This window comes from Vitreimonas flagellata (assembly GCF_004634425.1).
GTDB classification, from domain to species: domain Bacteria; phylum Pseudomonadota; class Alphaproteobacteria; order Caulobacterales; family Aquidulcibacteraceae; genus Vitreimonas; species Vitreimonas flagellata.
Window position 1 is genome coordinate 149,104 of the sequence record NZ_SBJL01000002.1, and the last position, 20,372, is coordinate 169,475.

Genomic DNA, 20,372 nt, shown 5'->3' on the forward strand with positions numbered 1-20,372 from the left:
GATAGAGCCGAGTTCTGATGAGCAAGACCGAAGAGACCGCGACGGAAGAAAAGGAAGCGCCGGACGGCCCGATCCTCGACCTCTCCGACGCCGCCGTGAAGAAGATGATCAAAGCCGCCAAGACGCGCGGCTTCGTCACGCACGAAGAGCTCAATAAGGTCCTGCCGTCGGAAGAATTCTCCTCCGAGCAAATCGAAGATGTGATGTCCCAGCTCAATGAGATGGGCATCAATGTCGTCGATAATGAGGAAGAGGGCGAAGCCGCCGAGGAAGAAGGCACGAAGGCCGTCGCCACGCGCGACGAAGCCGCCAAGCCCGCTGTCACCAATACGCGCGAAGACGCTGACCGCACCGACGATCCGGTGCGCATGTATCTGCGCGAAATGGGCAGCGTCGAGCTGCTCAGCCGCGAAGGCGAAATCGCCATCGCCAAGCGCATCGAAGCCGGCCGTGACGCGATGATCCGGGGTCTGTGCGAAAGCCCGCTCACGTTCGAAGCCATCATGGTGTGGCGCGACGAATTGCGTGAGCAAAAAATTCTGCTGCGCGACATCATCGATCTTGAAGCCACGTACGGCGCCGAGATGGGCATCGTCCCGCAATCGGCGCCCGGCGTGAACGCCGACGGCCTGGTCGATCCCGAGCAAGCCAAAATCGAAATCGCCGAAATCGAGCGCAAGAAAGCCGAAGCGCTTGCCGCCCGCTCCGCGCCGAAGCCCGCGCCCGCCGCTGGCGAGGACGGCGAAGAGAAAGACCCAGGCGAAGCCGCCGCTGAAGCCGACGCTGACGGCGAGTTCGACGACGAACAAGCCATCTCGATGTCGGCGATGGAAGCCGAACTCAAAGAAGGCGTGATGTCGACGCTCGACGCCATCGCCGAAGCGTTCGGACAATTCCGCAAGCTGCAGGAAAAGCGCATCGAACTCAGGCTGCAAGGCAAGGCCCTGCCCGGCGCCAAGAACGAAGCCTACGAGACCGCGCAGAACACGATCATCGAAGAGCTGAAGAAGCTCAAGCTGAACAACGCGCGTATCGAAAGCCTGGTCGAGCAGCTCTACGCCATCAATCGGAAGCTCATTCAGCTTGAAGGCAAGCTGATGCGCCTCGCCGATTCAAACGGCGTGCCGCGCGGCCAATTCCTCGAAGCCTACCAAGGCAGCGAACTCGATCCGAAATGGACCGAGAAGGTCGCCGTCAAATCGAAAGCCTGGGGCAAGTTCGTCGCGCAAGAAGCCGACGACATCGCCGACATCCGCAGCGAAATCGGCGTGCTCGCCCAAGAAACCGGCGTGCCGATCGACGAATATCGCCGCATCGTTCACGCCGTGCAAAAGGGCGAGCGCGAAGCGCGCCAAGCCAAGAAGGAAATGGTCGAAGCGAACCTCCGCCTCGTCATCTCCATCGCCAAGAAATACACCAACCGCGGCCTGCAATTCCTGGATCTCATCCAGGAAGGCAATATCGGTCTGATGAAGGCCGTCGATAAGTTCGAGTATCGCCGCGGCTACAAGTTCAGCACGTATGCGACGTGGTGGATTCGCCAAGCCATCACCCGCTCGATCGCCGACCAAGCGCGCACCATCCGCATCCCGGTGCACATGATCGAGACGATCAACAAGCTTGTCCGCACATCCCGTCAGATGCTGCACGAAATCGGCCGCGAGCCGACGCCGGAAGAGCTCGCCGAAAAGCTGGGCCTGCCGCTCGAGAAGGTCCGCAAGGTGATGAAGATCGCCAAGGAGCCGATCAGCCTTGAGACGCCAATCGGCGACGAAGAGGATTCACACCTCGGCGATTTCATCGAGGACAAGAACGCGATCCTGCCGGTCGACGCCGCGATCCAGAGCAATCTGCGCGAAACCACGACGCGCGTGCTCGCCTCGCTCACGCCACGCGAAGAACGCGTGCTGCGCATGCGCTTCGGCATCGGCATGAACACCGACCACACGCTCGAAGAAGTCGGCCAGCAATTCAGCGTAACGCGCGAACGCATCCGCCAGATTGAGGCGAAGGCTTTGCGCAAACTGAAGCACCCGAGCCGGTCACGGAAGCTGCGGAGCTTCTTGGATAACTAGGATGCGCCGTGACGGCCAGTTGGACGCCACCTGATCGCACTGACTTCGCGCGTCGCCTGATCGTCATCGCCTCAGGATTGGTGCTCGCACCAATCCTCCACCGCGTCCTGCACGCACTCCATGCGGACGATTACAACTAACTTCCCTTCTCCCCCGCGAGGGGGAGAAGAAAAGCTAACCGTTAAACGCCCGCGTTCGGGTCGCGCAGCGGCTCGCCAACATTCAGCGGCGTCGGCGACATCACCACTTGCGCAAATTCCGGCGCCTGCGAGATGCGTTGCGTCGGCGCGCGTTGTTCAACACGGGCGACATCCCAGGCTTCTTCATCGAGTGCCGCCATGATCGCGGCGCCGCGCGCACGCGATTGCGGATTGGCGCCGTCCATCACGACACGCAACTCCGTGTACTCGCAATCGGCCATGTTACGCTCAGCGATGTCAAGCATCTGCAGCGTCGTGTCATCGAGCGTGGTTTGGTCTTGGCCAAAATAAATTCTGAACGACGTCGCCTCGCAACGCGCAGGCGTTTCCGCCATTGCCGGCGCTATCGTCAAAGCCGAAGCCGCAACGCACGCGGCCAAAATCGTACGGAACATGGAAGTCTCCCTCAGAACGAAGCAATGTCGTGAGGGACAACGTGTGGAACCGGGAACGTGGTCGCCGTGACGCCAGTCACAAACCCGCGAGTTCCGTTACCAAGAATAATTGAAACTAATGCTGACGCGCGATTTACGCGCCGCGTTCGCCACGACTTCATGCCGGAGATAGCTCTCCCACATCAGCACGTCGCCAGCCTTGGGCGTCACGTACACGAACGTGCGATCTTCCTCCGGCGCGTCTTCCAAGCGCGGCGGCGCTGCCATCATCATCGCGTGGCGCGGATCTTCCAGCTTCAACGCCGAAGCGCCCGCCGGCGTATCGACATAATAGGTGCCGCTTACCACCGAGTGCGGATGAATGTGCCCCGAATGCACGCCACCCGGCTCAAGCACATTGATCCAAATGGAATCGAGCTTCAGCTTCTTGCCAGCGAGATCAAGATGCAGTTCGCGCGCGAATTTCGCGACGTGTTTATCCAACACCTGTTTGAGCGCGCCTATACTCGGATCGCGCTTCGGCAAATCGTCGAGCGAGGCGTAGGAGGTATAGCCCTTGTAGCCCTTCCCTTTGCTCCACGCCTGCCCCGCCTCGTCGTCGGCCGCGATGGCGCGGCATGATTTGAGCAAATCAGCATTCAGCGTGCGCGCATCTTCAAGCGCTGCGCGATAGAGCTTGGTGACGAATAGATTTTTGATTTCAGCCATGGCAGCGGAGCTTTAAGCGCCCCGCCCCGTCCCGGTCCACCAGCTTCGCCCAATAAAAAGCTCCCCCGTTCGCACGGGGGAGCAGGCAAAAGGTCCACGCGGGAGGCGATAGACCAAGTTGGGCAGGCTATTACTGGGCGGACGCGGTTTGCAGCGCCGGCGAGATCGCGATGATCGTCGGCTCAGCGTCGCGGCTGGCGTCGCAACGGACGTTCTGCAGCTGGCCGTCGCGCCAGACGTCGAGGTCGACGCGGACGGTCGTGCCGCGCACGCGGGCCTGATCGAGGCGGACGTCGTCAATGGCGACGCCGGTCTGGGCGGAGACTTCCGCACGGCAGGCGCGGATCGCGGCCGAGCGGTCGCTGGCGGCGTCGGCCGAAGCCACGCCAGGAACGATCAAGAAAGCGGCGAGCGCCGCGGCACCAAAAAACTTCTTCATTACACCCTCCGGGGAAGAGACTGGCGCCGGCCGCTACTATGACGACCGGTCTATTTGCTGGTTATCACTAGACCGGTCGTCATACAAGTGTTAAAGAGGTCATGACATGGCAAAACCTTCCTCTGCTCGCGAAGATTTGATCGAAGCCGCTGTCGAGCTCTTCCGCGCCCGCGGATACGAGGGCGTCGGTGTTGCGGAATTGCTGCAGCGTTCGGGCGCCCCGCGCGGCTCGCTCTATTTCCATTTCCCAGGCGGCAAAGAACAGATCGGCGCCGAAGTGGTCGCCCGCGTCGGCGCGCATGTGTGCGAACGCTTCAAGCAATTGCGCGAATCGAGCCCCAGTCTCGATCGCTACATCGACCAGGTCTTCAAGGCGACGGCCAAGGAAGTCCGGGATCGCGAGTACGAAGCATCGTGCCCGATGGCGGCGATTGCCTCCGGTTTCAGCGCTGAAAACGTGAAGCTGCAAGCCGCCGTGAAAGAAGCCTTCACCTCCTGGGAACGCGAAATGGCGCTAGCGGCGCAACAATGCGGCGGCATGAGCGCGAAGGATGCGGCGGTGTTCGCATCCGCCTTCCTCACGGCGATGGAAGGCGCGTTTATCGTCTCCAAAGCACAGGGCTCGTCGGCGCCGCATGCGAACGCCGCACGCGCCATCAAGGCGCTCGCCAACGCGCTGCGCACGCACTAAGCGCGCGTAATCGTCGCGGCGAAACAGCCGCGCCGCGCATAATGCGCCTGGATGTAGGCGACGTGTTCGTTAGCGAAGAAGCGCTCAATCAAGGTCGCGGCGTCTGCGCCTTCCACCAAATCTGCCTCGATCATCATATGCGTCGCGTTGAACCCGCGAAGCGAAATCGTCCGCCGCGCTAAGGCCGGGGGCACAATGTTCGCCACATCGGCCCGCGCGCGCGTCTCACGCACAAAGATCGGCCCCTGCTGTTTATAGGGCGTATCCGCCGGCTGGTGCGCGTGATTGATCAACAGCACATGCTCGCCAATGTCCGCATCATCCAAACTGATCCGGCACGGCGCGCTGTTCTTAGCCTCAATGCGGACGCGTACAATACCACGCGCACCAAGCTCGTCGTCAGACAGCACATGCAGATGCGCGAAGGGTGCGGGATCGAGGCCAGCAATGCGAAAGTTCATGTCAAATCTCCTGCACCGCTTATGACGCGAGAGATGACCGCGCGCTGGCCGCAAACGGACATTGTGTTAGGGTGACGCCATGCGTCTCAACCAGATCACCGCCGCGGCGACCGACCTCGCCCAGTCGATCGCGTTCTACGAATTGCTCGGTCTCAAACTCATCGTGCAAAGCCCGCACTATGCGCGTTTCGAATTGCCGCGCGGCGAGGCGACGTTTTCGCTGCACGTCACTGACGGCGCGATCCCGCGCGAAAACGCGCCGCATCTCTATTTCGAGTGCAATGACGTCGACTTCGAAATCCGCCGCTTGAAACATGCGGGCGTCGCGATCGAGCGCGAACCGATCATGCAATCTTGGCTCTGGTACGAAGCGTGGCTGCGTGATCCGGCGGGCAATCAGATTTGCCTGTTCAACGCCGGCGAAAATCGCCGCAACCCGCCTTGGCGCATCAACAAGCCCGAACTTACGCGCAACCTCCACCTCGTCATTCGCGACGGCGCGAAATGGGCCTTAGTGAAGAATAGCGGCGGTGAGGAAACTTGGCGCGAACTGCAGGATCGATACGGCGATTACAAAACCTCACTCGGCCCGTACGATCTCTACGATTTGCTCGCGATGCTCGAAGAACAATGGCCTGATATCTTCGCGGCGCACGAAGACGCCATCCGCGCCTTCGCTGAGAGTCGCGAAACCGAGTTGGAATTCTAGCGCCTTACCAGTGCTCGGGCCCGAGACCTTCGAACACGGCCGCAAAGCCAATGGCGCCTACGAACGCAAGCACAGCCAGCATCGCCAAAATGCCGACGGCCAGCAGCACGACGGCCCCAATCCAGGAGATGCGCGACAGTAGCAGCGCCGTGTCATCATGCTCGGCCTGCGCTTGCGAGGCCCCAATGCAGCCCAGCACGAACGCGGCGATGGTCGGCAAGAGCGGGATGACGAAGCCCAGCAACAAGCAACCCACACCGATCGCACCAAGCACGAACGAGCCGGAATAAGAACGCGCCGCACCGCCAGCGGCAAAGGCGCCTGGCACGGCAAACACCGCCCGCGCCTCGCCATTCTCTTCCACGAAATCGACGATCTGCCCGGCCACAGGCGGCGCTGCCGAGCGCCATTCCGTCATCGGAAACTCTAGGCGACGCTCATCCGCAAGCAGAACGCCACGCCCATCATGAACGCCGAGAATGGTGCCACGCATCAACTTCTCCGTGTCAGAACCAGGAAGATCACATCTTCGTCGCGTCGGCTCAACCTATTCCGCGATCAGACGGCTCGGCGCGCGGATCGAGTCTGGCGATTGGTTCAGCGCTAGGATCTCGGCGATCAGCGACAATACGGAGGATGAGCGATCGCCCTCGTCCGCTACGTCGCGGCAAACGCCATCGCTTGTCTCGTCGCCACAGGAGCGACCGATCGCGGGCCCCGCCACATAGCGCGCACCGCCATATTCGACCTCGGCGGCGTATATGCCATTCTCGGCGGCGCCACGCGGCAAGATGCGGAACAACGGCACACCACGCCCGCCGCCGCGCAAGCCCGCAGCGCGCACACTAACTTGCGCCTCGATCGCCTCGCCCGCACGCGCATTCATGGCGCCGGCACGCATGAGCTCGCCGACATAATAGACCATGTCGTCCAGCGAGCGCAGCCGCAGCCGCACCAAAGTTGAACCGATAGGAAACACCGGATCGCAATCTACGCCCGGCGCAGGCGCTTGGTGACGCACGGGCGTTGTCGGCGCATACGCCTCGACAATCCCGCACAGCGCACGGCCCTGCGCACCGAAACTGCTCTCCGGCGCGCGCGCGCTGGTCGAGATCATGAACTCACGCATCTCGCGCACGTAGGCGCATCCGAGCGTATCGATCTGCGGCGCGCAGTCCTCGAAAATCGTGTTGGCTTCGTTGGTGAACACCTGCACGCGGCCTTCCGCGTCCGTTTTCTCGATCGCCTCGACCATCACCAGCATCAACAGATCGCGCGGCCAACCGCTGCGCCAATAATGCGCGAACACATAAGGTTCAGTCGGTTCAAAGGCCGTGCGCGTGAGCGTTTGCGCATCGAACGGTTGCACTGCGTAGCTCGGCCGCCGCGCCGTTTCGCGCGACGCTTCAGCACTACCGAAGCCCCAAGGCGACCCGCCTTCGCCCAGCGGAATCGAGCCGATGCCAACGCTCTGACTGTAATTCCACGACGGACTATCCGAGATGCCCGTCATCGCGAGATAATAGCGCGGCATGCGATCGCGCGAGCGCAGCACATTGAGCAGGATTTGCGCCGACACGGCTTGCGCATAAGCTTCATTGAACGCCACCGCATCATCGGCAATCTGACGCGTCAGCCGTTCGCGCTGCGACGGTATCGACGGCGCCGTGGCGCACGAGGCCGCCAGCGCACACGCCGCCAGCGCAGACAAAATCCGCTTCATATTCCCCTCCAAGGCGTGAGCATGCCCACCTGCGCGCGGGCGCCAAGTAAGTTCCCCAAGCTGCCGAGCTTCAGAACTTGCGCTTTGCCCTCAGCTTCGCTTCAAAGCGCTTTATGGAACACCTGATCGAAGGCTATCGCATCTATCGCGAGAAGCGCTGGCCGGAACTTCGCTCCCTCCACCGTGAATTGGCCGAACGCGGCCAGTCTCCTAAAACGCTGGTGATCGCCTGCGCCGACAGTCGCGTCGATCCAGCGACGATCTTCAACGCCGGCCCCGGCGAACTCTTTGTGGTGCGCAACGTCGCCAACCTTGCGCCGCCGTTCGAAAACGCGCCGGGCTCCTATCACGGCGTCAGCGCGGCGATCGAGTTCGCGGTGCTCGCCTTGAAGGTCGAGACCATCCTCGTGCTTGGCCATGCGCAGTGCGGCGGCGTGCTCGCCGCGCTCGATAAGCGGCCACGCAACCCTCAATCCTTCTTGGACGCCTGGATCAGCCTGCTCGACACCGCCAAGGCGCGCGTCGAGGAAGCCCACCACGAACACCCGCCGACGGCGCTGGAATACGAGTCGATTCGGGTCACCTTGGAGAATTTGGCGACCTTCCCGTTTGTGGCGGATGCGATCCGCGAGCGCGGCCTAAAACTGGCCGGCGCCCGCTATGGCGTCGCCGATGGCGGCCTGGAAGTCCTCGATCCCGCAACTGGCGCGTTCAACCCAGTAGTTTGACGCGATTTCACCGTAATCGCGGGCCATCTCCAGTATTGCATCGGGATGTTCCGTGCTAAGGGCGTCTTACTGAGGGGGCGCCGCGGGAGACGTCATGGCGGACGTACTCATTGTTTGTGTGCGTGAAGATGAGCCGCAAGCTAAGGCGCTTGCGGACATGTTCGAGGCTGCCGGCTTCACGATCGGCGGCGCTCCGAGCAATGACGGTGCGCTGCGGTCCAGCGGCGCGGGCGTTATCGTCTGGTCTCAAGCTTCTATCCGCTCGCGCCCATTTCTCGACGCCGCACAGCGCGTCATCAACGCCGACAAAGCCGTCGTCGCCAGCCTGATCGAACCACCGCCGCCGTCGAGCATAGGCTCCTCGCCCGCTTTCGATCTCTCGCGCTGGAGCGGCGATCCGAACGATCCGTCGCTTGATCCGCTGTTTTTCGCGGTCGACCGCATGGTCAACGCCGCACGCGCCTCGGTTGGTGCAGGCGCGGCAGCACCGCAAACGCAAGCCTTCGACGAGCCGCCGCGCTTGGCCCCGCGCCCAGCGCCACCGCCTCCGCCACAACGTCTTGCGCCGCAACCATCCGCCGATCCGCTGGGTGGCGAAGCCGAACATTGGCGCGCGATCCGCGACAGCCGCGATCCTTCGGTTTTCATGGATTATCTGGCGCGCTACGGCGCGACGGGCACCTTCTCGGAAGTGGCTGAGCTGCGCTTAAAGCAGCTTACCTCGGCGAAAGCCGCTCCAGCGCCACAACCGCCGCCACGCCCAGCGCCGCGGCCGTCAGCGCGCCTAGATCCGCCGCCGCGCCGCGTCGATCCCACGCCGCCTCCGCCGCGTCGCGAGCCGCCGCCACCGCCCGCACCGCGTTATGCGGAAGCTCCACGCCGGACCGCGCCCCCGCCAGAACGACATTATGATCGCGACGATCTGCGCGACCCGCCGCGCAATCAGGGCGGCGCGCTGCGCGCCTTCATCCTCGTCGCTTTGCTTGGCGGCGCGGCGCTCGCCGGCGGCCTCTATTTTGGCGGCGGCTTGAACAACGACGCGCCGCGCGCGGCGGTCGAAGACAATACCAGCACCTCAGACGTTGGCGCACCGCCGGACGCGGAGAGCAGCTACGACACGGCGGACAATGGCACGTCGTTCTCAGAAGCGCAGGACAATCGCGCGGCGCCCGCGCGCCCCACAGCGGCCGCGCCGGATCGCGAGCAGACCCGCGAGCGGGAACGCCAGCGCGAGCGGGAGCGTGAAGCCGCGGCCTCTGAGCCCGTGCCCACGCCGACCACGAATTTCGCGTCCAATTCCGGCGGGCCGGTGTCGCTGTCAGCAAGCAATTCAAATCCGCCGGGTTCAACGGCCCCAAACAATGCCGTCACACTCTCGCCGCCCGTCACAGCCCCAGCGACAACGCCTGCGTCTACGACTCCGCCGCCGGCCGTGACGCCCACCCGCCCACCCGGGACCGTCGTGTTCACGCAGCGCCCGAGCGCAAACCGCATTGCGGAGCTTTATCCCTCAGCCGCCTCCCGGCGCGGCGTGGGCGGGCGCGTTCAATTGAGCTGCCAGGTGCAAAGCAACCTAACGCTTGCGTGCACGATCGTTTCAGAGACCCCTCCAGGCCTGGGCTTTGGTCAAGCGGCGCTCTCGACAGTGAGTTCCTACCGCGTGCGGCCAACGCTCTCGGATGGCGCGAGCGCCGTTGGCGCCAGCACCCGCATCGCCGTCAATTTCCAGGCGCCGCAATAAATGATCCTGACATTGCTGAAGGCAAAGCTGCATCGCGCACGCGTGACGCAATGCGACCTCCACTACGAAGGCTCGATCTCGATCGACGCCGATCTGCTTGAGCGCTCGGGCATCCTGCCGAACGAGCAAGTGGATGTGCTGAACATCAATAATGGCGCGCGCTTCACGACTTATGCGATCGAGGCGCCGCGCGGCTCGCGCATGTTCGGCATCAATGGCGCAGCGGCGCGCCTAGCGCAATTGGGCGACCCCATCATCGTGATCGCCTATTGCCAGATGCCGGCCGAAGAAGCGCGCAATTACAAGCCGTCCGTCGTACTCTTAAACGAGCACAACGAGGTGATCGGCTAGACCACGCGCCTAGCGCGTGATCCGCAGATCGCCGATGCCCGAGCCGATGGCGTCGAACGCCGCCTGCAATTCGGCCGCGTTGGCCGCCTGATAGAAGTGGTCGGCATCCGTTGCGCAATTGCGCAAGCGCGTTTCGTTGTCGTCGTTCGTGTCGCGGAATTGGATCGTGTAGATTTCGATGCCCGTCGCCTTGATCGCCGTGCACAAGGATTCCTGTGCGCTATTGATGTAGCTCACATAGCTGCTGCTGCTTGTGATCGCGTTGCGATTGAAGCCACTCGGCAACGAGCTACGGAAGCCGGAGGTCGTCCACTGGCCGAGGTGGCTGAAGGCCGAATAGTCGGATTGGAGCGCTTGGCCGTTACCAGAGGTTTCGTTGGTGCTGCTATTGGTCAGATTGGTGTTTTCACCGTCTGTCATCAACACCAGCACTTTGCGCACCGGGTCATCCTCATCGTCATACGGGCGGCCTTCCGTGAAGGGTGCGGTCGGCGAGAGCACGCGCCAGCCCCACGCCAAACCTTCGGCCTGGTTGGTGCCGCCGCCATTCCAGTGCTGCATGGCTTGAATGGCGTTGATCACCGTCGTGCGGCTCGTCGTGAGCGGCACGATGGGCGTCGGGCAGCCGCGGTTCGGGCCACGCGCGTTTGGCGCGGAGGTCGTCATCGTGTGGCTGACGCCCGAGCGATACTTCCATGGCGAAAGCTCGCGACCGGTTTGCACGGTGTTGCCGCTTTGCGTCGCGGTCGCCCAGATATTGTTGCTGCTGCTCCAGCTCGCGGTCGCACCCAGCGAGTCCGTCAGATAGGAATTCGATGAACCCGTCGTGCTCTGATTGCCGTATTGATCGACCCAGAAATAGGGCGAGAACATGGTCTCTGGCTGCGCGGGGTTCGGCACCGTGTCTAGAGCATGGTGCGGCCCCGGGCGCGCTTCCACGCAGCCGCCCCAGCCGTAGCTGGAATTGATCGTGGCGAGTTGATCGAACAGATCGAAGTAATTGATGTTCGCTGGCGCATAGGCCCAGCGCCCTTGGCGCGAGCTGCCGCTGATCGTGGCGGTCGTGCAATCGCCCCAGACTATTGGAATCGAAGAGCCCGCAAAGGTCGTCGATGGGACTGGGCTCGATGCGCAATTGTTGATGCGTTGGAAGTAGATTTGACGATCTTCGAGCAATTCGCCGTTGAACGGCGCAGCGCCCGTCGTGTCGATCCAACCCGAATTGCGATAGGCCGCGCCGACGTTCACTTGCGCCACGAAGGGCACCAACGCCACGCTCACTGTGTCGCCGTCGATGCCCAGCAGGAAGTCCGCCAAATCCTCGGCGGCGTCGCGCAGCGCCTGCATGTCGTTCGACATCGAGCCCGTGTTGTCGAGTACGAGCGCGACTTCGATCGGCGGGCTAGCGCTCGCCTGCGCCTCCGATTGAACGCGGATGTACCAATCTTCGTTGCGGATGATCGCCGCCAGCGAGAGCGGCATCGGCAGGCGCGCGGTCACGCGGTGGCCGCCATCGTCCATTTCGAAAACGTGAAATTCGGCTTCGAGGCCAAGTGTGCCCATCTCGGCGTCAAAGAACGCCCGGGCGCGGTTTTCGCGCTCGGTTAGGTCCAGGTTTGAGCTTCGCTCAGCGACCAGAGCGGCGCCGTCGGCGGCGTTCTGCATCTGCACGCGCAGCGCCTGGGCGCGCGTGAAATCGACCGTGAGGCCGACCAAGCCCACCAGCACCGAGCCCATGAGGGCCCACAGCATCGCGACGTTGCCCTGACGCGCGCCCGCAAACCGGCGCAGCCCCAAGTTTTTCACCAACCGCCCAAACATTTTTGGCCTCAAAAACGGACCTTTGAAGGATGCCGACAGTACGCGAGTGGCGTTAATGGCCGATTTGGGAACTTGGTGAACGCGTCGATTTAGGTTGCGTCTCGGAACTTTTTGCTATTAATATGATATCACTTTGATGGCATGAGAGGGTATGTCATGACCGCGAACGCGCTGAGTCACACACAAGAACGCAAGGCCAACACGTCCAACGGCGGCCTGATGCTGCTGGCCACTTTGGTCGTCCTGGTCGCCCTGATCTGGATGATTATTGAATTGGTTCAGTACGAGAGTGGCTTCACCACCCTCGGCGTGGTCGTCCTGGCGACGATCTTCCTGCTCCAGATCTGCGGCTTCTACACGCTCCAGCCCAACGAGGGCGCGGCCATCACCCTCTTCGGCAATTACAAGGGCACCGACCGCACACCCGGCCTGCGTTGGATGCTGCCCTGGTACACGCGCAAGAAGGTCAGCCTGCGCGTGCGCAACGTCACCGGCGAAAAGCTCAAGGTGAACGACAAGCGCGGCAACCCGATCGAGATCGCCGCCGTCGTCGTCTGGCGCGTCACCGATACGGCGCAGGCGCTGTTCGACGTCGATGATTACCAGACCTTCGTTGATATCCAGATTGAAACGGCCGTCCGCGAAATCGCCTCGCACTTTTCTTACGACCACGCCGAACACGACGAGCCGACGCTGCGCGGCGATGCGGATCAGGTCTCGAGCCTATTGCGCGAAAAGCTGCAAGAACGCGTGTCCGTCGCCGGCGTCGTGATTGACGAAACCAAGCTCAGCCACCTCGCCTACGCGCCGGAAATCGCCTCCGCCATGCTGCGTCGCCAGCAGGCCGAAGCTGTGCTCGCGGCGCGCCGCTTCATCGTCCAAGGCGCGGTCGAGATGGTGCAGCACGCGCTGGAGCAATTGAGCGAACGCGACATCGTCCGCCTCGACGACGAACGCCGCGCCACGATGGTGTCCAACCTGCTGGTCGTGCTCTGCGGCGACCGCGACGCGCAGCCGGTCGTCAACGCCGGCTCGCTCTATCAGTAAAGCGTAGGATTTCCGCGCCCTGGCCTTGCCGGGGCGCGGATGGGAGCATCCTGTGCCCACCGAGAGAAAAGCCTTTGCCCTGCGGCTCGATCCCGCACTCCACGACGCCATCGCGCGCCTGGCGGGCGCTGAATTGCGCAGCGTGAACGCGGAAATCGAGTTTCTGCTACGCGAAGCGTTGCGCGCGCGCGGCGTGAAGCTTGACGCAAAAGGCGATGAAAACGGCCAAAACTAACGCGGCGGCGCTAGACCTGCTCTAATCCATATTGATTGGACCAAGGCTCGCCCTTGCGCAAAAGCAAGATCGCCGCCGCGATCGCAAAGCAAATCGCCGTCGCGATCACCCAGTGAAACAGGGCTGTTTGGGGCGTCCAGCCCAAACGCGGCTCGCCTTCGATCAAAAGCCACGCCAACGCGGCGAGCATTGGCGTCGTCGCCCAAACCGCACTGAGACCCAGATCATGCAGCCGATTGGCGATCGCGCAGAACGCACCCCGGAACAGCACAAACCAGCCAAACAGAGCGAACGCGATGCGGACGTCCTGCTCAAGTCGCAAAAAGCCGCCGAGGATGAACGGCAGTGGAAACCAAACCTGCGACGCGATCGCCAACACGCCCATCACAGCCAGGAAGTGTCGCTGCCCGATGCGATGATGCGGGCTCGTCAGCACATCCATGATCCGGCCGCTGTCGAGCGGTTCGCTCGCCGTGGAGGACGGAAGGCTCAGATTGAGGTTCAGGACGGGCGCGCGCGGCGGTGGTGCTTCAGGCGCAGGCGCAGGCGCCGGCGTCACGTCTGGGCGCGACTTGTCGGGCTCGAACGCCGTGATGAGCACGTAGAGTGCGCACATCACCAGCGATGGCGCGACAAACCCGGCGGCGACCATCAACGCGGCGGGACCGGCCGGCGCACCGGTCGCATCCAGAACCGATGTCGGTATGTTGGTCAGCAATGACATGAGGGCCGCCGCGAGTGGGATCGCAATCGCGCCGCCCCCCATAAAAACGCCGCTGCGACCGCTCGGCGGGGCACGCTTTACCACCGCCTCCAATCCGACGAGGCCGAGAATGAGCACCGTCGTGATTGCCGGCAGCCACAACACCAAAAGGATCAGCGCCTCGAGGGGCCTGATTTGTGGGCTGCCGAACCACAGCCAAATCTCAAGCAAGGCGACAATGTCGCCCGCGAGAACGGCGATCCCGCCGGCGACACCACGAAACATAGAAAGCTCCCAGCTCGGCGCTGCATACCCGATTGCAGTTATCGCCCGGTTAGGTTGCAATCAGAATCGTGGTTTTCAGGCGTTAGGCTTGCCGCGCCCGGCCCATGCCGTTAAGAGCGCGCGATCCCCTTTCTGGATCGATTCTGACGCCGCAAACGCGGGCGGAGACGCATGCCAAAACGTACCGACATCTCCTCGATCCTGATCATCGGCGCGGGGCCGATCATTATCGGCCAGGCGTGCGAGTTCGATTATTCCGGCGTGCAAGCGGTGAAGGTGCTGAAGGCCGAGGGCTATCGCGTCATCCTCGTCAATTCGAACCCGGCCACGATCATGACCGATCCGGGCCTGGCGCACGCCACCTATATCGAGCCGATCACGCCGGAGATGGTCGAAAAGATCATCGAGAAGGAAAAGCCGGACGCGATCCTGCCGACGATGGGCGGCCAGACCGCGCTCAATTGCGCGCTGACGCTGGAGCGCACCGGCGTCTTGAAGAAGCACGGCGTCGAGATGATCGGCGCCAATGCCGACGTGATCGAGAAGGCCGAGCACCGGATGAAATTCCGCGATGCGATGGACAAGATCGGGCTCGAGAGTCCGCGCTCGCGCCTTTGCAACACGATGGACGAAGCGCTCGCCGCACTTGAGCACGTGCAGCTGCCGTCAATCATTCGCCCGTCGCTGACGCTTGGCGGTTTGGGCGGCGGCGTCGCTTACAATCTGGAGGAGTTCAAGGAAATCGTCGAGCGTGGCTTGGCGGCCTCGCCGATCAGCGAAATTCTGGTCGAAGAGTCGATCATCGGCTGGAAAGAGTACGAGATGGAAGTCGTCCGCGATAAGGCGGACAATTGCATCATCGTCTGCTCGATCGAAAATATCGATCCGATGGGCGTACACACCGGGGACTCGATCACCGTCGCGCCGGCGCTCACGCTGACCGATCGCGAATACCAACGCATGCGCAACGCTTCGATCGCGGTGTTGCGTGAGATCGGCGTCGAAACCGGCGGTTCTAATGTTCAATTCGCGGTGAACCCACGCGATGGGCGCATGGTCGTCATCGAGATGAACCCGCGCGTGTCGCGCTCATCGGCGCTTGCGTCGAAGGCCACCGGCTTTCCGATCGCCAAGGTCGCGGCCAAGTGCGCCATCGGCTACACGCTGGACGAAATCGCCAACGACATCACCGGCGGCGCGATGCCCGCCTCGTTCGAGCCGACGATCGATTACGTCGTCACCAAAATTCCGCGCTTCGCGTTTGAGCGCTTTGCCGGCAGCGACACGACGCTGACGACGAGCATGAAGAGCGTCGGTGAAGCGATGGCCGTCGGCCGCACCTTCCAAGAGAGCTTGCAAAAAGCGCTGCGTTCGCTCGACACCGGCTTGGTTGGCCTGGACGAAATTCAGATCGAAGGCGCGAGCGACGAAGACAATGGCCGCGCGGCCGTGCGTGCGCGCTTGGTCACGCCGAAAGCGGATCGTTTGCTGGTGTGCGCCGAAGCGCTGCGCCGCGGTTTGAGCGTTGAAGAAATTTGCGCGGCGTCGCATTTCGATCCGTGGTTCGTGCGCCAAATCGCCGAAATCATCGCGAAGGAAGCCGATATCCGCGCCAACGGTCTGCCGAAAGACGCCGTGAGTTTCCGCGCGCTCAAAGCGCAAGGCTTCTCCGACGCGCGTCTCGCCAAGCTCACCGGCCAGCGCGAACGCGACGTCCGCGCCGCGCGTCGCAAGCTGGGTGTGCGTCCGCAATTCAAGCGCATCGACAGCTGCGCCGCCGAATTCCGCGCGACGACGCCGTACATGTATTCCACCTACGAGATCGGCGCCTTCAATCTCAAAGGCGAACAAGCCGCGCCCGATTGTGAAGCTGATCCGAGCGATCGCAACAAGATCATCATTCTCGGCGGCGGTCCGAACCGCATCGGACAAGGCATCGAGTTCGATTATTGCTGCTGCCACGCCGCATTCGCGTGCGCCGAGATCGGCGTTGAATCGATCATGGTCAATTGCAACCCGGAAACAGTGAGCACGGATTACGACACGTCCGACCGCCTTTATTTCGAACCGCTCACTACCGAAGACGTGCTGGAAATCGTCGACACGGAAAAAACGCGCGGCACGGTCGAAGGCTTGATCGTGCAATTCGGCGGGCAAACGCCGCTGAAGCTCGCGCAGCCGCTCGCCGACGAAGGCGCGCCGATCCTTGGCACCAGCGTCGATGCGATTGACCTGGCCGAAGACCGCGATCGCTTCCAGGCCCTGTTGCGCAAGATCGGCCTAAAGCAACCGGAAAACACCATCGCTGGCTCGCTCGACGCCGCGCGCGCCGCCGCCGGCAAGATCGGCTATCCGGTAATGTTGCGTCCATCTTACGTGCTCGGCGGGCTCGCCATGCGCATCGTGCACACGGAGGAAGAGCTCGAAGGCTATGTCGCGCAAATCTCGCGCGCCCTCGGCGGCCCGAGCGAACTCGTCGTCAGCGATAAGCGTCCGTTGCTCGTGGATCGCTATCTGCGCGACGCGATCGAAGTCGATGTCGACGCCATCTGCGACGGCGAAGAAGTGTTCGTCGCGGGTGTGATGGAGCACATCGAAGAAGCGGGCGTGCACTCGGGCGATAGCGCCTGCGCGCTGCCGCCCTATTCGCTGGATAAGAAAATCGTCGACCAGATCGAAGAAGAGACCAAGAAACTCGCGCTCGCACTTGATGTGCGCGGCCTGATCAACATTCAGTTCGCGATCAAGGACGGCGAAATCTTCATTCTCGAAGCCAACCCGCGCGCCTCGCGCACCGCGCCGTTTGTGGCCAAGGCCATCAATCGCCCGATCGCCGCCGCCGCCGCAAAGGTGATGGCCGGCGTGAAGCTCAGCGAGCTCAAGCTTGATCGCCCATCCAAGGGCCATGTCGCGGTGAAGGAAGCCGTCTTCCCGTTCGCGCGCTTCCCCGGCGTCGATCCCGTGCTCGGCCCAGAAATGCGTTCGACCGGCGAAGTCATGGGTCTCGACGCCAATTTCGCCGCCGCCTTCGCCAAGAGCCAGATTGCGTCGGGCACGGTGCTGCCAACCGAAGGCGCGGTGTTCATCTCGGTGAAGGACAGCGACAAGCCGGCGATCGTCCCGGTCGCGCGCGACCTGATCGCGCTCGGCTTTCGCGTGCTGGCCACCGGCGGCACCGCCGATCGCCTCAAAGCCGAGGGCCTGGACATCGAGCGCGTGAATAAAGTGGCCGAGGGCCGTCCGCACATCGTCGATGTCATGAAGAATGGCGGCGTGCAGCTTGTCTTCAACACAACCGAAGGCGCCCAATCCTACCGGGACAGCTATTCGATCCGCCGTACTGCCCTGACGCAGAACATTCCCTATTATACGACTGTGTCGGGCGCCCGTGCCTCGATCCAGGCCATCCGGCTCTTGAAGACGGGCGCGCCCCTAGGCGTTCGAGCGCTCCAGGCCTATGCTTGACGTGGGGCCGGAGCGGATACAAATTTCCCTTTCCTAGACGGACTAAATACACACACCCATGGAAAAAATTCCAATGACCGCCGAGGGTTATGCTGCCCTCGACGCAGAGCTGAAGCGTCTTAAGACGGAAGAGCGCCCCTCGGTGATCCAGGCGATCGCGGAAGCGCGCGCCCACGGCGACCTTTCAGAGAACGCCGAATACCACGCCGCGAAAGATCGCCAGGCGTTCATCGAGACGCGCGTGGCCGAAATCGAGGACAAGATCGCCCGCTCGCAGATCATCGATGTGTCGAAGCTGTCCGGCAAACAGATCAAGTTCGGCGCGACCGTGAACCTGATCGACGAAGATTCTGGTGCGAAATCAAAGTACAAGATCGTCGGCGAAGACGAGTCCGACGTGAGCCAAGGCAAAATCTCGGTCACCTCCCCGATCGCGCGTGCGCTCATCGGCAAGGAAGAGGGCGACGTCATCGAGGTCATGGCCCCAGGCGGCGCCAAGTCGTACGAGATCGTCAAGGTGAAGTACCTCTGAGCCTGGATCGGGCGGAGCTGGACCGATGAGAAGCGTCGGCTTCCAGCCCGCCGAGCCCATCAAGATTTGGGTCGTCACCGATGGCCGCGCCGGGATCGAGAACCAGGCGCTGGGCCTCGCGGAAGCCATTGCGCGCCGCGCGCCGACGCTCATCACAACCAAACGCATCGGCCTGCGCACGCCCTGGTCGTGGTTTCCCCCCGGCTTCGTCCCGGCGCCGCGCCATGCGCTTTCAGTCGGCGCAGATCCTATCGATCCGCCCTGGCCCGATATCTTCGTCGGCTGCGGCCGCGCTTCGATCCCGTTCGCACTCGGTGTGAAGCAATGGTCGAACGGCAAAACCTTCGTGGTGCAGCTGCAAGATCCGCGTGTGAACCCGCGCGAGTTCGATGTGGTCGCCCCGCCCGTGCACGATCAGCTCGAAGGCGCGAATGTGCTCTCCACAGTTGGCGCGTGCCATCGCGTGACGCCCGATCGGCTCGATCAAGCTGTGCTCGACTATCCGCAATCCCTCGATGAATTGCCCGGCCCGCGCTTTGCAGTTTTGATCGGCGGCAAGTCGAAACGTCAGAACATCTCCGCCAAACGCGCGCGCGAAATTTCTGACGCGCTCGTCAAAGTGCAGCGCGAAACCGGCGGCTCGTTGATGGTGACGCTCTCGCGTCGCACCGGCGATGCCGCGCGCATGCAATTCCGCACCTATCTCGCACCGCATTGCGCCGTATTCTACGAAACCGAAGGCGTGAACCCGTATTTCGCGATGCTGGGTTCGGCCGACCACATCTTCGTCACCGCCGACAGCGTGAACATGGCGACCGAAGCGGCCGCGACTGCAAAGCCGATCCACGTACTCGACGTCGATGGCAGCGGCGGCAAACTGGATGGCTTCCATCGCAGTCTCGCGCGCCGCGGCTGTTCGCGACGCTTCACCGGCGTACTCGAAAGCTGGTCCTACCCGCCGCTCTTGGAAACCGACCGCGTCGCCGCCGCCGTGCTCACCGCCTGGGCCGCCCGCCAAGGCGCTGCGCGGTAGCTTTGCGCGAACCGCGTTCGTACCAAGTCTTGCTGCGGTTCACGATGTAAACGACCGACAACATCACAGGCACTTCCACAAGCACACCGACGATTGTAGCAAGCGCAGCGCCCGAGTTGAGACCGAAAAGGCTAATCGCGGCAGCGACTGCCAGTTCGAAAAAATTGCTAGCGCCTATCAACGCCGATGGCCCCGCAACGCAATGCGCCTCACCGCTCCAGCGATTGAGCAGATAAGCGAGACCGGAATTGAAATAGACCTGTATGAGGATCGGCGCCGCAAGAAGTGCGATAATCAAAGGCTGCGCGATGATTTGTTCACCTTGAAAGGCGAACAGCAGCACCAACGTGGCCAAGAGCGCCATTAGCGACAACGGCTGAAGAATGGCCAAGAGCCGTGAAAGCGCAGGCTCGCCACCCGATCGCAAAGCGAGACGACGCAGCACTTGGCCTATAATCACTGGCGCCAAAATATAAAGCGCCACTGAGAGCGCCAAGGTCTCCCAGGGCACGGTGATTGCGGAAAGCCCGAGCAGCAACGCAACGATCGGCGCGAAGGCCACGATCATTATCGCATCGTTGAGCGCCACTTGGCTCAGCGTGAAGTGCGGTTCGCCCTTGGTGAGATTGGACCAGACAAAGACCATTGCCGTGCATGGCGCGGCCGCCAGGATGATCAGCCCCGCGATGTAGGAATTGACCTGATCCGCAGGCAGATAGTCACGAAAAATATGGCCGATGAAGAGCCAACCCAACAGCGCCATCGAGAACGGCTTCACCGCCCAGTTGACAAAGAGCGTGACGCCGATGCCGCGCCAGTATTTTCCAACTTCACGCAACGCAGCGAAATCGATTTTCGCCAACATCGGGATAATCATCAGCCAGATAAGACCAGCCACCGGTATATTCACACGCGCCACTTCAAGCGCCGCGAGTTGCGCAAAAGGTTGCGGAAAAAGCTGGCCAAGCGCGATGCCCGCCGCCATGCAGCAGCCAACCCAGAGCGTGAGATAGCGCTCAAATATCGACAT

The 20,372-nt window shown here is 62.5% G+C and carries 21 protein-coding genes; 12 read left to right on the forward strand and 9 right to left on the reverse strand.

All coding sequences use genetic code 11. The features are described 5' to 3' along the window. The first annotated feature begins 17 nt into the window (after positions 1-17). Positions 18-2,075, forward strand: a complete 2,058-nt coding sequence (gene rpoD, locus EPJ54_RS08800; protein ID WP_135211345.1) for an RNA polymerase sigma factor RpoD — start codon at positions 18-20, stop codon at positions 2,073-2,075. A gap of 8 nt (positions 2,076-2,083) precedes the next feature. After that, the gene (locus tag EPJ54_RS20235) at positions 2,084-2,215 is read left to right on the forward strand and encodes a hypothetical protein (RefSeq protein WP_275574752.1); all 132 of its coding nucleotides are present in this window, start codon (positions 2,084-2,086) and stop codon (positions 2,213-2,215) included. Positions 2,216-2,256: 41 nt separating this feature from the next. Here EPJ54_RS20235 and EPJ54_RS08805 read toward each other — a convergent pair whose 3' ends face one another. From EPJ54_RS08805 to EPJ54_RS08815, 3 genes are all read right to left on the reverse strand, one after another. Next, positions 2,257-2,670, reverse strand: a complete 414-nt coding sequence (locus tag EPJ54_RS08805; RefSeq protein ID WP_135211346.1) for a hypothetical protein — start codon at positions 2,668-2,670, stop codon at positions 2,257-2,259. A gap of 96 nt (positions 2,671-2,766) precedes the next feature. Then, positions 2,767-3,378: a TIGR02466 family protein gene (locus EPJ54_RS08810; RefSeq protein WP_135211347.1), complete on the reverse strand. Its 612-nt coding sequence runs from the start codon at positions 3,376-3,378 to the stop codon at positions 2,767-2,769. A gap of 130 nt (positions 3,379-3,508) precedes the next feature. Beyond that, the gene (locus EPJ54_RS08815; protein WP_135211348.1) at positions 3,509-3,817 is read right to left on the reverse strand and encodes a hypothetical protein; all 309 of its coding nucleotides are present in this window, start codon (positions 3,815-3,817) and stop codon (positions 3,509-3,511) included. A gap of 106 nt (positions 3,818-3,923) precedes the next feature. Here EPJ54_RS08815 and EPJ54_RS08820 point away from each other — a divergent pair, with 106 nt between their 5' ends. Next, positions 3,924-4,508, forward strand: a complete 585-nt coding sequence (locus EPJ54_RS08820; protein ID WP_135211349.1) for a TetR/AcrR family transcriptional regulator — start codon at positions 3,924-3,926, stop codon at positions 4,506-4,508. On the opposite strand, the gene EPJ54_RS08825 is transcribed toward EPJ54_RS08820, so the two are convergent. Continuing rightward, entirely contained in the window at positions 4,505-4,969 is a 465-nt protein-coding gene (locus EPJ54_RS08825) for a DUF1203 domain-containing protein (protein ID WP_135211350.1), read from the reverse strand. The two genes, EPJ54_RS08820 and EPJ54_RS08825, sit on opposite strands and share 4 nt — an antisense overlap. 79 nt (positions 4,970-5,048) lie before the next feature. Between EPJ54_RS08825 and EPJ54_RS08830 the strand changes: the two genes are divergently transcribed. Next, positions 5,049-5,678, forward strand: coding sequence for a VOC family protein (locus EPJ54_RS08830; RefSeq protein WP_135211351.1), 630 nt, complete (start codon positions 5,049-5,051; stop codon positions 5,676-5,678). A gap of 4 nt (positions 5,679-5,682) precedes the next feature. On the opposite strand, the gene EPJ54_RS08835 is transcribed toward EPJ54_RS08830, so the two are convergent. Together EPJ54_RS08835 and EPJ54_RS08840 are read right to left on the reverse strand one after the other, a co-directional pair. Then, positions 5,683-6,171 (reverse strand): hypothetical protein, encoded by a 489-nt coding sequence (locus EPJ54_RS08835; protein WP_135211352.1) that lies wholly within the window; start codon positions 6,169-6,171, stop codon positions 5,683-5,685. A gap of 54 nt (positions 6,172-6,225) precedes the next feature. Continuing rightward, complete coding sequence (locus EPJ54_RS08840) at positions 6,226-7,401, reverse strand: hypothetical protein (protein ID WP_135211353.1); 1,176 nt, start codon at positions 7,399-7,401, stop codon at positions 6,226-6,228. A 113-nt stretch (positions 7,402-7,514) separates the two neighbouring features. Here EPJ54_RS08840 and EPJ54_RS08845 point away from each other — a divergent pair, with 113 nt between their 5' ends. From EPJ54_RS08845 to panD, 3 genes are all read left to right on the forward strand, one after another. Continuing rightward, positions 7,515-8,129, forward strand: a complete 615-nt coding sequence (locus tag EPJ54_RS08845; protein ID WP_135211354.1) for a carbonic anhydrase — start codon at positions 7,515-7,517, stop codon at positions 8,127-8,129. A gap of 94 nt (positions 8,130-8,223) precedes the next feature. Continuing rightward, positions 8,224-9,870: an energy transducer TonB gene (locus EPJ54_RS08850; protein ID WP_135211355.1), complete on the forward strand. Its 1,647-nt coding sequence runs from the start codon at positions 8,224-8,226 to the stop codon at positions 9,868-9,870. After that, the gene (panD, locus tag EPJ54_RS08855) at positions 9,871-10,221 is read left to right on the forward strand and encodes an aspartate 1-decarboxylase (protein WP_135211356.1); all 351 of its coding nucleotides are present in this window, start codon (positions 9,871-9,873) and stop codon (positions 10,219-10,221) included. Between the two features lie 9 nt (positions 10,222-10,230). On the opposite strand, the gene EPJ54_RS08860 is transcribed toward panD, so the two are convergent. Continuing rightward, positions 10,231-12,042, reverse strand: a complete 1,812-nt coding sequence (locus EPJ54_RS08860) for a pilus assembly protein TadG-related protein (RefSeq protein ID WP_135211357.1) — start codon at positions 12,040-12,042, stop codon at positions 10,231-10,233. A 156-nt stretch (positions 12,043-12,198) separates the two neighbouring features. Here EPJ54_RS08860 and EPJ54_RS08865 point away from each other — a divergent pair, with 156 nt between their 5' ends. Both EPJ54_RS08865 and EPJ54_RS08870 read left to right on the forward strand, forming a co-directional pair. Continuing rightward, positions 12,199-13,089: an SPFH domain-containing protein gene (locus EPJ54_RS08865; RefSeq protein WP_135211358.1), complete on the forward strand. Its 891-nt coding sequence runs from the start codon at positions 12,199-12,201 to the stop codon at positions 13,087-13,089. A gap of 52 nt (positions 13,090-13,141) precedes the next feature. Further along, the gene (locus tag EPJ54_RS08870) at positions 13,142-13,324 is read left to right on the forward strand and encodes a type II toxin-antitoxin system antitoxin (protein WP_135211359.1); all 183 of its coding nucleotides are present in this window, start codon (positions 13,142-13,144) and stop codon (positions 13,322-13,324) included. Positions 13,325-13,334: 10 nt separating this feature from the next. Here the strand turns inward: EPJ54_RS08870 and EPJ54_RS08875 are convergent, their stop codons facing one another. Continuing rightward, a complete protein-coding gene (locus EPJ54_RS08875; protein ID WP_135211360.1) occupies positions 13,335-14,312 on the reverse strand; it encodes a DUF805 domain-containing protein in 978 nt (325 codons plus the stop codon). Between the two features lie 171 nt (positions 14,313-14,483). Between EPJ54_RS08875 and carB the strand changes: the two genes are divergently transcribed. Genes carB through EPJ54_RS08890 form a run of 3 tightly spaced genes read left to right on the forward strand, consistent with a single transcriptional unit; the run spans position 14,484 to position 19,342 of the window. After that, positions 14,484-17,777, forward strand: a complete 3,294-nt coding sequence (gene carB, locus EPJ54_RS08880; protein WP_135211361.1) for a carbamoyl-phosphate synthase large subunit — start codon at positions 14,484-14,486, stop codon at positions 17,775-17,777. Positions 17,778-17,835: 58 nt separating this feature from the next. After that, a complete protein-coding gene (gene greA / locus EPJ54_RS08885) occupies positions 17,836-18,309 on the forward strand; it encodes a transcription elongation factor GreA (protein WP_135211362.1) in 474 nt (157 codons plus the stop codon). 25 nt (positions 18,310-18,334) lie between these two features. After that, the gene (locus tag EPJ54_RS08890) at positions 18,335-19,342 is read left to right on the forward strand and encodes a mitochondrial fission ELM1 family protein (protein ID WP_135211363.1); all 1,008 of its coding nucleotides are present in this window, start codon (positions 18,335-18,337) and stop codon (positions 19,340-19,342) included. Here the strand turns inward: EPJ54_RS08890 and arsB are convergent. Continuing rightward, complete coding sequence (arsB, locus tag EPJ54_RS08895) at positions 19,305-20,372, reverse strand: ACR3 family arsenite efflux transporter (RefSeq protein WP_135211364.1); 1,068 nt, start codon at positions 20,370-20,372, stop codon at positions 19,305-19,307. The two genes, EPJ54_RS08890 and arsB, sit on opposite strands and share 38 nt — an antisense overlap.

Coding starts and splice junctions, on each gene's coding strand:
- EPJ54_RS08840 (WP_135211353.1), bottom strand. CDS start 7,401: ATGAAGCGGATTTTGTCTGCGCTGGCGGCGTGTGCGCTGGCGGCCTCG.
- EPJ54_RS08830 (WP_135211351.1), top strand. CDS start 5,049: ATGCGTCTCAACCAGATCACCGCCGCGGCGACCGACCTCGCCCAGTCG.
- rpoD (WP_135211345.1), top strand. CDS start 18: ATGAGCAAGACCGAAGAGACCGCGACGGAAGAAAAGGAAGCGCCGGAC.
- EPJ54_RS08875 (WP_135211360.1), bottom strand. CDS start 14,312: ATGTTTCGTGGTGTCGCCGGCGGGATCGCCGTTCTCGCGGGCGACATT.
- EPJ54_RS08815 (WP_135211348.1), bottom strand. CDS start 3,817: ATGAAGAAGTTTTTTGGTGCCGCGGCGCTCGCCGCTTTCTTGATCGTT.
- EPJ54_RS08860 (WP_135211357.1), bottom strand. CDS start 12,042: ATGTTTGGGCGGTTGGTGAAAAACTTGGGGCTGCGCCGGTTTGCGGGC.
- EPJ54_RS08845 (WP_135211354.1), top strand. CDS start 7,515: ATGGAACACCTGATCGAAGGCTATCGCATCTATCGCGAGAAGCGCTGG.
- EPJ54_RS08865 (WP_135211358.1), top strand. CDS start 12,199: ATGACCGCGAACGCGCTGAGTCACACACAAGAACGCAAGGCCAACACG.
- greA (WP_135211362.1), top strand. CDS start 17,836: ATGGAAAAAATTCCAATGACCGCCGAGGGTTATGCTGCCCTCGACGCA.
- EPJ54_RS08850 (WP_135211355.1), top strand. CDS start 8,224: ATGGCGGACGTACTCATTGTTTGTGTGCGTGAAGATGAGCCGCAAGCT.
- carB (WP_135211361.1), top strand. CDS start 14,484: ATGCCAAAACGTACCGACATCTCCTCGATCCTGATCATCGGCGCGGGG.
- EPJ54_RS08810 (WP_135211347.1), bottom strand. CDS start 3,378: ATGGCTGAAATCAAAAATCTATTCGTCACCAAGCTCTATCGCGCAGCG.
- EPJ54_RS08835 (WP_135211352.1), bottom strand. CDS start 6,171: ATGCGTGGCACCATTCTCGGCGTTCATGATGGGCGTGGCGTTCTGCTT.
- arsB (WP_135211364.1), bottom strand. CDS start 20,372: ATGTCGATATTTGAGCGCTATCTCACGCTCTGGGTTGGCTGCTGCATG.
- panD (WP_135211356.1), top strand. CDS start 9,871: ATGATCCTGACATTGCTGAAGGCAAAGCTGCATCGCGCACGCGTGACG.
- EPJ54_RS08820 (WP_135211349.1), top strand. CDS start 3,924: ATGGCAAAACCTTCCTCTGCTCGCGAAGATTTGATCGAAGCCGCTGTC.
- EPJ54_RS08825 (WP_135211350.1), bottom strand. CDS start 4,969: ATGAACTTTCGCATTGCTGGCCTCGATCCCGCACCCTTCGCGCATCTG.
- EPJ54_RS08805 (WP_135211346.1), bottom strand. CDS start 2,670: ATGTTCCGTACGATTTTGGCCGCGTGCGTTGCGGCTTCGGCTTTGACG.
- EPJ54_RS08890 (WP_135211363.1), top strand. CDS start 18,335: ATGAGAAGCGTCGGCTTCCAGCCCGCCGAGCCCATCAAGATTTGGGTC.